Below are 13,102 nucleotides of genomic sequence, written 5' to 3' on the forward strand. Positions count from 1 at the left end.
CCCATTCCCTATGAACATGATCCGACTCCTCATCATCACCGCTCTGGCTATCTCTGCCTGCCTGGCTCATGCAGGCACACGCACCGTTTTCAAGGATGCCGATACCGGCATGCTCATTGAAGATATTGCCACGGGCAATCATTCCATCCGCATCAACAGCTCTGGGGCTTTGATCTTTGAGGGCGGCATGAGCATCACAGGTGCTGATGTCTTCCTTGGCGCTCTGGGTGGCACCTCAACGGGCGGCGCAGGGACAGCGGATGCTGGCAAGCTGACAATCTTCGCCTCTGACGGATCGCTTACAGGGGCTGGATTCATTTCATACGCGGGTATTGCTGGCACCGCTGCGCAGCTGCAGCCCGGCTATATCCAGTGGCTCAACAACGGGCATACAATGCGCCTACAGCCGCCGAACAGCATCAGCGCCGACCGCGTCATCAGCCTGCCGAATGTCAGCGTGAATGCCACGGTGATTACGTCAGCTGACTCGGGGACCGTGACGAATACGATGCTTCAAGGAAACATCGCTAACTCCAAGCTGCTGAATCCATACGTGACTGTGGGTGGTAATACTGTGGCCTTGGGTGGATCTGTCACCGCCAGTGCCATTTTCGACAGCATCAGCAGCACCCGTGGCACGGTTCTTTATCGAGGCGCATCCGGATGGGTAGCTCTGGCTCCAGGTACCAATGGGCAGTATTTGAAGACGCAGGGAGCTGGCTTTGATCCGGTGTGGGTGACGCCGAGTAATGGGATCACCATTGGCACTACGACCACGAGCGGAGCTGGCGCGGATGACATTCTGATCACAGACGGCGTCTGGGTGCAGAAGCTCACGCCTGGTAGTGGCGTAAAAGGCGCTCTTGCCAATGCGGTGAATGGAGCAAGCGGGTTTCTGACTTACGGGATCATCGGCACAAGCGGTGCTACGGTCCCGCTGCTTAACGGCAGCAATACCTTCAGCGGAGTGAATACCTTTGGGAATGACATTACGATCAGCACCGGTTACGGCCTTCATCTCGGATACAGCGGGAATTATCTCCGCACTGACGCCTACAACAGTGTCTTGTGGGACGCGAATACAGTCATTGGCCGCAATCAAGCCAATGGCGGAAACCAGTTCGCCTTTGAAAATGGCGGCGTAGTCACTTTTGGCCTTATGTATTCCGGCCAGACAGGTGCGGTGAGTAACGCTGTGCGCACGGCATCTTATGTGCTCGATGTTTTCAGCAATTCGCATTCTGCCAATCTCGCTGTCTATAATACATGGTCGAACGGCACCAGCTGGGAGGCCTTCGTTGCCGATTGGCAGACTACGGCGAATGAGTGCCATGTGGGAACTCAGGTGGGAAGCGGCGGCGGCACCGCGCGTGATATGTACCTGATGCGCGGCGGTGCGGACAAGATCAAGATCGGAGCCAATACCACCGATTTAATGCAGCCTCTCAAGATCAAGAGCTATACGGTAGCAGGATTGCCCAGCGCCAGCACCTGCGGAGCAGGCAGCAAGGCTTGTGTAACAGATGCCACGAGCCGGACCCCATACACCACCGTGAGTGGTGGCGGGTCTTATTTCGTCGAAGTCATCTCGGATGGGACCAACTGGCTTGTTCACTGATTTTCCAACCTCAAACCAAACTCAACCCTCCTATGAAAACACTACTGATCGTCATCTTCTGCATGCTGTCTGCATCGTCTATGCAGGCTCAGATTTTTGACTCTACCTCCACCCCGCCATCTGCTGCTGAGCTGACTGCCAAGGCCATGGGCGAGGGCATCGTGAACCAGATCAAGGCCCGAGCTGCTGACCACATCGGCAAATGGAATGATCTGTGGCGCAATCCGCGCCCGGGTGCCACCCCTGCGGCCATTCTGGAGAAAATGGGCACGGACGCGGCCAAGGTGTTTGCCTTTGCGGCGTTGAATGTGGCGCACATCGAACAATGTGCCGCCATGCTGGGAAAGCAGCGGTCTGATTTCCTGCCTGATGAGTATTGCAGTCCAGCTCTGCCCATCACGGTGCATCAGGACGGCACCGTCACAATCACCCCTTGAGGATCTGAGCCGTGGCCACCTGGACTCTGGAGCATGAAGGAACAATTCAGACTCTCGCTGAATGGGGGGCTGATGATTCGTCCACGCTTGCCTTCACGAGTTTTGAGCCCGGGGTGTTGACGCTGCATTTCCCGGGCATGCTGGATGCCGATGTGCCGTTCAGCTACAAGGACAAGGTCATTCTTCGGCGTGATGATGCTGTCGTATTCCGTGGGCATGCGATGGCACCGCGCCGGACGGGGGAAGGGATCTCTGAGGGAATCACGGTGCAGTTTCAGGATGCGTGGTTTTTTCTGAATACGGGCTCCATCACACAGAATGTCTTTGATTCACGGGTGGCGGTTTTTTCCCGCTCTTCCACTCTCACCAATGGATCGTATGACGTGGTGGTGGTGTCTGCGACCGGCCTGTCTGCTGGGATGAGCGTCACCGGCACGGGTATTCCAGCTTTGACGTATGTGACGGCGATCGTCGGAACGACGGTGACGCTGAACAATGCGGCCACCATCTCAGGCACGAGTGCGCTGAAATTTTTCGTGCCGCGTGCTTCGACCACAGTGGCATTGTTTGCCAGCATCACGCCGGGCCTGCCAGTGCTGCCAATGACGCCTAGGACGGCGCTGGCGTGGATCCTGGCAAGCTGCAACCGGTTCCACCTCGGCGACAAGATGCAGATGGGGGAATGCTATGGCGCGGGCTTTCTGATCACGCCACAGCCGGTGGACGTGGTGGGAACCTTTGCGACGGCGCTGCATGAGGTGCTGCGCTATGTGCCGGATGCGGTGCCGTGGTTTGATTATACGACAGATCCTCCCACGCTGAATTTCACACAGCGAAGCGCTGCCACGGCACAGACGGTTTCGCTCGGAACAGGTGTGCTGATCAGTCAGGAAATCCAGGCGCGACCCGATCTGCTCTTTACCGGAGTGAAGATCACCTATAGCGGCTATCTGCTCGATGGCACGCCGTCCCGAATGATCGACCAGGCTGGCGATGCCTCCGGACCCGGGGTGCTCACCTTTGAGCTACAGCTGAATCCGCCCACTGAGCTGCCTACCTATCAACAGCCGGTCACAGAGCAGCAGTACATCGCGGTGGAAGCGATCGACATTGAAGATCCCGCATGGTGGGTGCGGAATGCAAACATCAACGCAAATCCTGCTGATGTCGTGGTCGGAGAGGGATCAACCCTGGAGCTGGACCCGGACGCACCTGAGAATGCTGATGCAGAAGATCTGACAGACATCAACGGCTGCAGTAATCAAATCCTGGAGGGGAGCATTCCCAGCTGGATGAATCAGTCGGCTCATCTGCGCTATGTGCGGGCTACCGGATATCTGACCATCCGCACCTACAATGACCCTGACCATACCGAGAAGGGCTACAAGCTCAGCAAAGAGGTGGTGCAAGTGGACTGCACGGCGACTGATCTGGTCACGAACACGTATGAGAATACTCTCGTGATGGGCGGCTATGCAGGCGGCACGTTTGATCCTGAGGCCATGCCTACTGGCATCGCGGTGAAGCTGCTGGCTGCTCTGGGTGTGCTCCATTACCAAGGAGCGATCACTGTGACCGATGAGGAATGCGACCTCACGATGATCCCAGGACGTGTGGTGAACATCACCGGACAGCGGGCTGAGTGGGCTGCGATGAATGCCCAGATCCAGGGCGTGTCGCATCAGCTGCACTACGGCACCACGACTTTTAATTTTGGGCCGCCCAACCACATGGCGGCACAGGATTATCTGGAGATGTCGCGGGCCTTTCAGCGGCTGAAGCCAAGCCAGAATCTGGACACACGAGCCACCGGAAACATACCTGGGGGAGACAGCAGCATCCCGATGAAGCACCCAATCGCGGCGATCCGCAGCGGTGTGCGACGGAATGCCATTGTGAAGGAGAGCCAGGATGTCGATGATTCAGGCTCGATCACGACGAATACCAAGAATGGAGCCTTTGAGAGCACTGATGGAACGGTGACCGTTAAACTCGCCCCAAACCTGAAATTTCTTTCTTTGGAGGGAGAAGGGAAAAGCGTCACGATCAATCTCAATGATCTGCCCGCCTCAGGGACTGTCATGTTTCGTTCTTACACGATCTGTGTTGGCGGCACTCAAATGACCGCAAAGCTGCTCGGCACCGCGCCCGCATAACACCTATGGCCGACGTATTTGGAGATTGCCTCAAAGTCAGCAATTTTGTCTCGAACATCACCGGGGCAGGCACGTGGAATGGCAGCACAGGGATTTTTACCGTGACCCTCGTGGGCAAAGGGGCCTGCGGCGGATCGGGCACTCAAGATCAAGGTGTATGCCGTCTGACCGTCAAAGCATGTGGCAAGGTCAAAGTCACTGTGAGCGGCACGGGCTATAAATACAACGTGCTGGCCACTACGTGTACCGCCGCCGTCGTGAGCGGACCTACGATCGTGAGTCGGGCATCACCAGGGGGTGGCAGTTCGACCGATTATTGCTCAACCGGGCCTCTCACTGGGGCGACAAACGGTACGGCGGACGTGCACTGCGGAACTCAGCTCCTGCTGACCTTTGGCCGGTTGCCCCATCCAGGCAGCGACTATGGCCAGATCACCGCAACCTTTACCGTGGAGGCTGTCGCATGGTGACCAGCGTCACGTTTGGTCAGCTCTCGCAGCTTTTCCAAGGCTCCTGGAAGCCCGCGCCGGGCCACTACCACAGCCCTGAGGTCTGGGCGATGTGGGACGGTAGCAGCGCGACCTGGGGCCTACAGCCTGGCGTGACGCAGCTCTCGCCCGAAAGCGCAGCGATAGACGGGGATTTTGCGGCCTTCCTGGCGCGGCTGGAGCTGCCTACGGCCGCTGAGATCGCGGCGCGTGGCATGGCTGCCTTTGGCCGCTGGCTGGCCGCTGGGCTGCCTTTGGTGGATGAGACGACCCGGCAGAAGCGGGCTATGGTCTGCGAGGCCTGCCCTGCCTGGGATAGTGAGGCGAGGGCTGGCCTGGGCCGGTGCGGGCATCCAAAATGCGGGTGTACCAGCCTAAAATGGTGGCTCAAGACCGAGAAATGCCCCGCTGGCTGGTGGCCTGCATAAGGCCTGCACCGGCCTTGCAAGGGTCGGGTAAAAAGTGGCCCAATGCGCAAACCTCTGTCATTTTTGCTCAAACCGCGTGTCGCTTACCGCGAGAGCTGAAATCCTCCAGCTTCCGCTGTTGGCGCAAGCGCGTCAGCGGTCGAGTCACCAAACACCGAAAACTGCTTGAATTAAAACTCAAAGGCTGACATCAGCGCAGCTTGGCGACGGATTCAATCCATTTCGCCCCAAGATATTCTGTAGTTAAAGCAGCGCGGCAATGGGAACCCCTCGTTTGGCACCGGTACCGCCGTAGATGTTGAAACTTCCTCCGCTTCCTGCGGAGATGATCTCCTGCGGTGGGACCCCCAGCAGGGCACCAATGGTGGCGTGGAAGTCGAGAACGGTCACAGGATTTTCGATCACGTGCGTGCCGGTTTCGTCCGTCTTGCCGTATGCTTGGCCGCCTTTCACTCCCCCGCCGGCGATGAAGGATGAAAATGCGATGGGATGGTGACCACGTCCGGTGCCCTCGATCTTGGGGCCACGACCAAATTCCGTGGTAAGCACCACCAATGTGCTCTCAAGCAAACCCCGTGACTCCAGATCTTCCAGCAGGACGCTCACTCCACTATCTACACGACCGGCAAGGTATTCGACCTGCACAAAATTGTCCGTATGAGTGTCCCACCCGCCGAGTTCGATCTCGACAAACTTGGTGCCACGCTCAACGAGCCTTCGTGCCAGCAAAAGCCCCCGCCCAAAATCATCGCCTCCATAGTCTTCCAACTGACGGCTCTTTTCCTGAGTGATGTCAAAAGCCTCCAGATCCTTGCTTGTCATGAGCTTGATGGCATCGGCATAGACATCTGCATGGGCTTTGACATCAGCCATGGGGTAGCGGGAGAAGAAGTCCTGGTTCAGTTTTTCGGCGAGGCCGCTGCGCTTGCGCAAGCTGGACATGGAGTCGCCATTTTGGAGGGCGGTGTGCTCAAGGCCTTTGCTGGCGTCCAGCACCGGCACAGGGGCATATCGTGCGTCCATAAATCCGCTGCCAGGATGACCTGCCAGCCCGGCGAGACGGATGTAAGAAGGCAGTGTGGAGCTTCCCTGGACAACCTGCCTGGCCACCCAGGAACCAAGGGCAGGATGGCGCACTGAAGCGGACAGCTCATAGCCCGTCAGCACCTTGTAGAGCCCTGGCTCATGAGCCCCCTGGGTGTGATGCATTGAACGCACAACGGCCAGCTTTTTACTGTGTTCCGCCAGCTTTGGTAAATAACCGGAAAGTGTCAGTCCATCAGCCTTGGTCTTGATTGTTTTGACCGGGCCCTGGTGTCCCGCAGGGGCGTCAGGTTTGGTGTCAAACGTATCAATGTGGCTCATGCCACCGCGCATGTAGAGATAGATGACATGGCTGGCGAACTTTGGCGCGCTGGTTTCCAGGGCGCGTGCCAGTCCCGTAGGCGGTATCAGGCTGACTCCCAGGCAGGTGCGCGCCATGTTGGTGATGAATTCACGGCGTGAGATGTCATCAAGACGGTTTAATGAGCTCTTCATAAAAGCGGCAGGTTATTTTTGGAAAACGAATTCAGCGGTGGAAAGCAGCATGCGCGCGAGTGCCTTTGCACTGCGTGTCTCGCCGAGGATTTTTTTACACTCGTCGAGTTCTGCCTGGGTTGGCTCGCGGGTCAGCACTGCCAGGAAGGAACCGCGGGCGGCATCGTGAATATTATTGAGTCCCCGCAGACTGTTCGAGAGAGGACTACCGGAACGCGCGACGTAATCAAAAAAATCACTGTTTAGCATGAGCAGAGCCTGGGGAACGGTGGAGGCGCTCCATCCATCGCCTATAAATTCGCGGCTGCCCTGGCCAAACATTCGCAGGAAATGGCCGTCGGGAGTTGGCTGGGGCAGTTCGGATGCGCGTTCCAATCCTCCTCCTGAAAACTCCCTGGCCATTTCCTTGCGCAGGCGTGAGCGCCGCTCCTCGGCACGCATTTCGCGTTCCTCCAAACTAGCAATTTTGCGCGCCACGGCAGTCACATCGCCGACATTTTTTGCAGCGACGGCGGCTTCAAGTGCGGCAACACCAGGGGCTTCGAAATCAAGGCTGGCATCGAGATTTTTAACAGCCAGAGCCATCATGGAGTCCCAGATCTGCTCCGCAGTCAGGCGGCGCACCACAGGTCCAGGAAATCGATATGCAACGGTGGCGTCCTGTGGCGGAAGCCCCGCTTCACGCTGGTACGCCTTGGTAAGGCAGAAGATGCGCAGGAGCTGTCGCACATCGTATTTGGTCTCGCGTACCACATTCACAAGGTATTGGGCCAGATCGGGATTGGCACAGTCGGATATTTCACGCACTTGATCGACTCTGCCTGCGAAAGGTGCTCCAAACAGCCTGGCCCACAGCCTGTTGGCCAGTGTCAGACTGAAGCGCGTGTTGTCTGGGGAAGTAACCCAGGCGGCCAGTGTGTCCGCAGGCCGCGTGCCGGCGGCAGGTGTTGTCCCGTAAAGAGTGGCTGCAGGAATAAGCTCTCCCGGTTTGCCGTCAGGGTACTGGTAGTCATCCGGCAGTCTGGCATGACCACCCTCTCCATTGACTACGCCTGAGCCACCGGCCGCTCTCTGAAGTGAGAGCAGCGCATCTCTGATGCGTGCGTATTTTTGCGTACGCTCATAGTCATCTGATCTCTTGGCATCAGCCAGATGCGAATAGTGCTCGACAGCTTCTTTGATTGCTTTTTTATCGACATCTCCCACGGCATCCTCCTCCGTGGCCGTGTGTATGCCGGATGTCCAAGCGAGGAACTGATGGTATTCTTTGCGCGTCCAGCGATTGTAGGGATGGTCGTGGCACTGCGCGCAGGAGATCTGAGCGCCAAGGAAGAGTGAAGCAGTGCTCTCAATATTGGCGGCGCGGTTTTCGCCGTCGCGCAGGTAATAGCCTGCTGCAGGTGCGCGCCAGCCATAACCCTGTGGACTGAGGAGCTCACGCGCCCACTGGTCATAGGGCTTGTTGTCTCGCACGCTCTGTTTGATCCAGGCGAGATAAAAGTCTCCCTGCACGCCTTCGGCCAGCTTGTCTTTGGCCCGGAGCAGATCGCACCAATAGTTGAACATGTGGCTGACATGACCGTTGGAGGCCAGCAGCTCGTTGATAAGAAGGCCGCGCTTGGCTTGGTTCTTGGAGTTGATAAAACGGCCTATTTCCTCACTGGTGGGAATCCGTCCGATGAGATCGAGATAAACACGACGCAGCCAGGTGAATTCGCCGGCCATCGGACGAGCCTCTTCCGCATGCTTGGCGAGATCCAGCTCAATGAGCTGATCAATGCGGGCAGCCACCTGCTGCAGTCGTGTCAAATCGACGGCTTCGTTGACTGTTGTTATAGAAACTTCTTTTGCACGCATTGAGGTCCATGAACCGAAGTTCGCACCTTCATCGACCCAGCGACGAAAAAGCCTGATTTCATCGCTGGTCAGCGGTTTGCCTTCGTTGGGCGGAGGCATGAGATCCTCATCGTCAGAACTGCGCGAGATGGACTTGATCAATGTACTCTTGGAGGACTTGTGAGGCAGCACAAGGTTGTCGGTCTGGCTTTTTTCGCGGATGGCTTCGAGGTCATCCAGACGGATGCCCCCTTTGGGCTTTGGCAGCTTGCTGCTATGACATTCGAAGCAGGAGCGTTCCAGAATCGGAAGTATCTGCCGCTCAAAATCGATCTTTGATGAAATAGCCATCTCCTCTGGCCCGCCCTCAGCGGCTGGCTTTGATGCCAGATTCATCGCAGGCACGACCCCGGTTTCCATAGATATGGGTTTGGGAGGCACAGGAGCTGCGTCCATTTTGGGCGAGGGTATGGCCACGAGGGAAGCAGGAGCAGGAGCTTGATCTCGTGCGGAGGAAGAAGCAGCCATAGGCTCAGGGCTCTTCTCCATTACGACCGGCGTCTCGGCCATGACGGGAGGGGCAGTAATGGTGGGAGCCGGCTTGGGGGGGGCTGCAGGATGATCCAGAGGGGTGGCGATGATACGGCCATTCAATATCACACGCCTGCCGGTGCGAACGGCTACTGTAGGAGCAAGATCTAATGACAGAAAGATCTGCGGCCACGCCAGCATTCCGGCCATTAAACCGACGAACACTGCAGCCGCAGCCGCGCCCCAGTGTGGCATACGGATGAACCAACGGTGTCTGCGGCGACCTGTCGTAGCCGCCTCGATTTCACGGATTAGATCATTCGCTGGAGCTAGCTTGATGCTGGCAAGCACGGCATCCTCAAGTGCGGCGGAGGCATCACTATTATCCATCACCACACGCAGCAATGCGTCCATGCGTAGCTGCTGCTCCAGCTCTTTGAGCGTATCAGGGTCACTGGCAAGAAGCCTCCATTCTTCATTAGAAAGCACTCCTTCCAGGGCCTTTTCGATGGAAAGGTCGCTGTTCATGCTGGTTTTTGCTCCATCTGGGATTCAATGCATTTGCGAAGCTGTTGACGCACACGCATCAGCAGGGTCCGTACCGCGAGCGTGCTGCGCCCGGTGCGCCGGGCAATCTCCTCGCTGCTAAGTCCCGCCTCGTAACGGAGATCAAGGACGGTTCGCTGATGATAGCGCAGCTTTTCAATGCATGTGGCCAGATGGTCTGACTCGTCGCTCACGGGTTTGTCAGAATCCTCGAGCGCCATTTCCCAGCGGACCTGCTCAGAATACCGCTCGTGTTTGGCGCAGTCCCGTGCGTAGGCTTTCATGCGGTCACGCAATATGTTGTGAGCGATGCTGCGCAGCCAAGGCTGCAAGGAGCCTTCCTTGAAGTCTTTCATGTTTTGATACGCAAAGACAAAGGCGTCATGCGCCACTTCATCGATTAAATCGGGGATGGGAGCGCGTAACGAAATAAAGGCACGCAGCGACTGTAAATGCCGCTGCATCAAATGACGGAATGCGCTTTCGTCCCCCGTTTCGGCTTGCCTAGCGAGGGTGATGTCGTTTGGAATTGGGGAAGGCGTCATCTTGACCATTCATTGTGTATATGGCCGCTTGTCGTGGAAGTGTGGCAACAAAAATTGACTGATCAGACCTTAATTCTCATGAGCTGGGCATGGCTCACCGGGAAAAATCGCGCCATTGACATCCTGCGGTTGCCATATGGTCGCTATGTTGTCATCAGTGATTAAATGCTGGCAAAGCTCGCCGAGGAGTGGCCAGAAGACTCGAAGACCAACGCGATGCACTCGACAGAAATTTCGACCGCTGCCCTGATCCGGCTTGGGTAAAAGCACTATCAACTTCCAAACTCACCCATGAAAAAAATTTTGCTCATCCTCGCCGCGTTGTTTTTCGCGACAGCATTGTATGCAGAAGACCTCGTCATCGCGGAGCACAAGGTCAGCGACTACCAGATCATCGTGCCGGACCCGACTGGCGATGTATTGGTGGACGGATGGCTGAGGTTGTCGGCGCGGCTGACGCAGGCGGCCTTCGCGAAGAATGGCTTTGAGATCGCGATCACGACCGAAGGCGCAAAGGCGAAGGACAAGCCCGGGCTGTATCTCGGCGCGACGCAGTTCGCGAAGGCGCATGGCGTGGCACTGGAGTCGCTTAAGGACTGGACGTATTTCCAAAAGGTGATCGGGCGTGATGTGATCATCGCGGGTCGCGACAAGCGTGACTCCGCCAGGAAGAGCGATGGCGGTGAAATGCCGTTGGCCTTGCTCGGCACGGTGAAGGGCGTGTGCGACTTTCTGCGTGAGCGCATGGGCGTGAGGTTCCTTTTCATCAACTCCGAGCCAAACATGTATCCCAGCGACAACGTGAAAGCGCAGCACGCGAAGGACGCAGAACCGCTGGCGATCGACCTGCGCAGCATCGCCGTCCTGCCAATGACGAAGATCACGCTGCCTGCTGATCTGAATCGCAAGAAGGTGCCGCTGATGCTGGCGAACTTCGACAACTCGCACGAGACGCTCTTCAACATCGCGAACAATTTTTTTCCGTGTCTCGGTTCGCTCCAGGGAGGCGAGGTATCGTGGTATCACGTCATGCCGATGGAGAAGTATGCGAATTCGAACCCGGAATTTTTCGCTTTGTTAAGCGAAGGGAAGCGTGCGTGCGAGCTGAGGTTCGAATCCGATTACCTCGTGCCGCATTGCCCTACGAATCGTGGCGTGCAGGACCTTATGTTCGCGGAGGTGGAAAAGCGCATCGCAGAGGGGCACAAGCTCATTCACCTGAAATCCATGGATGGCTTCCGGCTCGATCAGTGCAACTGCGATGACTGCGTTAAGCTCTTTGGTTCAAAGGTCACATCGTTCGATGGTGTCCGCGCACGCGGCACCAGTGGCAAGCTCTGGCAAGCCTACTTCCGCATCGCGGAGCGCGCTCGTGCGAAGCATCCAGACGTGCGCTTTGTGGTGCTGAACTACCAAGACACGCCCATCTCTGCGGACATCATCAAGCGATTCCCGGACAATGTGATCCCGGATATCCAGTTCGCCTCGCAGCATGACTTCGACAAGCTCGCGGGCGTGGAGTTTCCCGCTGGCATCAGCGGCTTTGAAGAGACCTTTACGGGCTTCGGACAAGCCGGACCATACATCGCCGAACGCACGCCGGAGCATATGGCGGAAGTCGTTCGAACCATTGAGCGCAACAAGGTGAAGTGGTCGCATCGCGATGGTCTGCTGGGTTATGTCAAAGGTCTGCAAGCCCCGGCTTACTACGTCTATGGTCGCTTGATGGATGATCCTGCGGCGGATTGGCGCGCGCTGCAGGACGAATTTTGCGAAGCAGCCTTCGGCGACGCAGCGAAAACGATGAACGACTTCTTCAATCTGCTGCACACGAACATGGCGATCTACTCCGACTTCTTCGGTGTCTTCATGTCCGCGTGGGATCGCAAGTATTCGCGCTCGCTGTATCACGACAGCAAGTGGCACGTGATGAACCTCTACACGCCGGAGTTCTGCACCGATGCGGATCGCCTGCTCACTCGCGCGGAATCCATCACAAAGGACGCAGATGTGCTCGCGCGGCTGCATTTGATCCGCATTGAATTCAACTACGCGAGGCAGCTTTCGCGCATCTTCTATCTTCAGAATGCGTGGACCATGAATCCCTCGCAAGTGAACCTGGATCCGCTCATGGACGCGATTGATGAATGGCACGCGGGCTTGGAAAAGATGGCCGGCGGGCGTGGTCGCTCGTCCTTCAAGCCACTCTCCGATTGGCCTCAAATGACACCGTTCTGCGGCCACTTCTACACACACGCGGTGCTGGAGAACGAAGGCTACCAGCAGCAGTGGAACAAGTCCTGTATCAACTGGGACACGAAGGCGATCCGCGCCGGTGTCTTGTCCGACAAGCACGAACTCAAGGTCGCCAGCGTGGACAATGAGCCAGCGATTGATTCAAAAGCCTGGGACACCGTGCCCGAGTCCTTCTTCCGCGTGCATGAGTCCATGCCTTTCGCTAACATCTCCACACGCATGAAGTTGTTTCGTGATCAAACGCATCTTTATGTGCGCATTGAGAGCTTGCATCCGCACGCGCACCCGGAGGATCTTTACCAGCGAGAGCCGGACAAAGACACCTTCGACCAAGAGTATGTCGAACTCGCCATCGCTCCGCCGAGTGCCGGAGGCAAGCTGTATCGCATCGCCGCGAACCCCGTCGAAGGCTCGCGCTACGACGCCGTTTTCACCCCGGGTAAACGCGACCTCGTCGAAGACAAAGCCTGGAACGGCACCTGGCAGGTCCGCTTCAGCGTCACCGGCAAAAAGGGACCCTACACGCTCCCCGACCGCAATTGGACCGCATGGTTCAAGATTCCCTTCACCGACCTCGGCGGTGCACCCAAGCCCGGCGAAAATTGGGGCTTCAACGCTAGTCGCGGTCGCAATGGGCAGAGCATTCTCTGGCTTGACGCACCATATGGCGCGGCAATCAAGGCTCTGGGGAAGTTGCTCTTTTGATGTCCATCATTCCCAAT

At 57.2% G+C, this 13,102-nt stretch carries 10 protein-coding genes; 7 read left to right on the forward strand and 3 right to left on the reverse strand.

Features of this window, described 5'->3' with window-relative positions; translation table 11 throughout:
• Positions 1–16 precede the first annotated feature (16 nt).
• Genes HNQ65_RS13575 through HNQ65_RS26985 form a run of 6 tightly spaced genes read left to right on the forward strand, consistent with a single transcriptional unit; the run spans position 17 to position 5,315 of the window.
• Positions 17–1,618, forward strand: coding sequence for a hypothetical protein (locus HNQ65_RS13575; RefSeq protein WP_184340088.1), 1,602 nt, complete (start codon positions 17–19; stop codon positions 1,616–1,618).
• A gap of 32 nt (positions 1,619–1,650) precedes the next feature.
• On the forward strand, positions 1,651–2,055 hold the full coding sequence (locus tag HNQ65_RS13580; RefSeq protein WP_184340089.1) for a hypothetical protein: 405 nt from the start codon (positions 1,651–1,653) through the stop codon (positions 2,053–2,055).
• Positions 2,056–2,066: 11 nt separating this feature from the next.
• Positions 2,067–4,211 (forward strand): hypothetical protein, encoded by a 2,145-nt coding sequence (locus HNQ65_RS13585; protein ID WP_184340090.1) that lies wholly within the window; start codon positions 2,067–2,069, stop codon positions 4,209–4,211.
• Between the two features lie 5 nt (positions 4,212–4,216).
• On the forward strand, positions 4,217–4,681 hold the full coding sequence (locus tag HNQ65_RS13590) for a hypothetical protein (RefSeq protein WP_184340091.1): 465 nt from the start codon (positions 4,217–4,219) through the stop codon (positions 4,679–4,681).
• Complete coding sequence (locus tag HNQ65_RS13595; RefSeq protein ID WP_184340092.1) at positions 4,675–5,127, forward strand: hypothetical protein; 453 nt, start codon at positions 4,675–4,677, stop codon at positions 5,125–5,127. Before HNQ65_RS13590 ends, HNQ65_RS13595 begins: the two co-directional genes overlap by 7 nt.
• A complete protein-coding gene (locus HNQ65_RS26985) occupies positions 5,100–5,315 on the forward strand; it encodes a DUF2805 domain-containing protein (protein ID WP_184340093.1) in 216 nt (71 codons plus the stop codon). The genes HNQ65_RS13595 and HNQ65_RS26985 overlap by 28 nt, the downstream gene beginning before the upstream one ends.
• Before the next feature lie 55 nt (positions 5,316–5,370).
• Here HNQ65_RS26985 and HNQ65_RS13605 read toward each other — a convergent pair whose 3' ends face one another.
• From HNQ65_RS13605 to HNQ65_RS13615, 3 genes are read right to left on the reverse strand one after another with little or no spacing between them, the layout of a single operon-like run.
• Complete coding sequence (locus HNQ65_RS13605; protein ID WP_184340094.1) at positions 5,371–6,666, reverse strand: DUF1501 domain-containing protein; 1,296 nt, start codon at positions 6,664–6,666, stop codon at positions 5,371–5,373.
• Positions 6,667–6,678: 12 nt separating this feature from the next.
• Complete coding sequence (locus tag HNQ65_RS13610) at positions 6,679–9,561, reverse strand: DUF1549 domain-containing protein (protein ID WP_184340095.1); 2,883 nt, start codon at positions 9,559–9,561, stop codon at positions 6,679–6,681.
• Positions 9,558–10,124: an RNA polymerase sigma factor gene (locus HNQ65_RS13615; RefSeq protein WP_184340096.1), complete on the reverse strand. Its 567-nt coding sequence runs from the start codon at positions 10,122–10,124 to the stop codon at positions 9,558–9,560. Before HNQ65_RS13615 ends, HNQ65_RS13610 begins: the two co-directional genes overlap by 4 nt.
• 291 nt (positions 10,125–10,415) lie before the next feature.
• Here HNQ65_RS13615 and HNQ65_RS13620 point away from each other — a divergent pair, with 291 nt between their 5' ends.
• Positions 10,416–13,085 (forward strand): DUF4838 domain-containing protein, encoded by a 2,670-nt coding sequence (locus HNQ65_RS13620; protein WP_184340097.1) that lies wholly within the window; start codon positions 10,416–10,418, stop codon positions 13,083–13,085.
• Positions 13,086–13,102 lie beyond the last annotated feature (17 nt).

Origin of the sequence: Prosthecobacter vanneervenii (assembly GCF_014203095.1) — a bacterium.
In the GTDB taxonomy this organism is placed as follows: domain Bacteria; phylum Verrucomicrobiota; class Verrucomicrobiia; order Verrucomicrobiales; family Verrucomicrobiaceae; genus Prosthecobacter; species Prosthecobacter vanneervenii.

Coding starts and splice junctions, on each gene's coding strand:
- HNQ65_RS13575 (WP_184340088.1), top strand. CDS start 17: ATGATCCGACTCCTCATCATCACCGCTCTGGCTATCTCTGCCTGCCTG.
- HNQ65_RS13580 (WP_184340089.1), top strand. CDS start 1,651: ATGAAAACACTACTGATCGTCATCTTCTGCATGCTGTCTGCATCGTCT.
- HNQ65_RS13590 (WP_184340091.1), top strand. CDS start 4,217: ATGGCCGACGTATTTGGAGATTGCCTCAAAGTCAGCAATTTTGTCTCG.
- HNQ65_RS13595 (WP_184340092.1), top strand. CDS start 4,675: ATGGTGACCAGCGTCACGTTTGGTCAGCTCTCGCAGCTTTTCCAAGGC.
- HNQ65_RS26985 (WP_184340093.1), top strand. CDS start 5,100: ATGCCCCGCTGGCTGGTGGCCTGCATAAGGCCTGCACCGGCCTTGCAA.
- HNQ65_RS13605 (WP_184340094.1), bottom strand. CDS start 6,666: ATGAAGAGCTCATTAAACCGTCTTGATGACATCTCACGCCGTGAATTC.
- HNQ65_RS13610 (WP_184340095.1), bottom strand. CDS start 9,561: ATGAACAGCGACCTTTCCATCGAAAAGGCCCTGGAAGGAGTGCTTTCT.
- HNQ65_RS13615 (WP_184340096.1), bottom strand. CDS start 10,124: ATGACGCCTTCCCCAATTCCAAACGACATCACCCTCGCTAGGCAAGCC.
- HNQ65_RS13620 (WP_184340097.1), top strand. CDS start 10,416: ATGAAAAAAATTTTGCTCATCCTCGCCGCGTTGTTTTTCGCGACAGCA.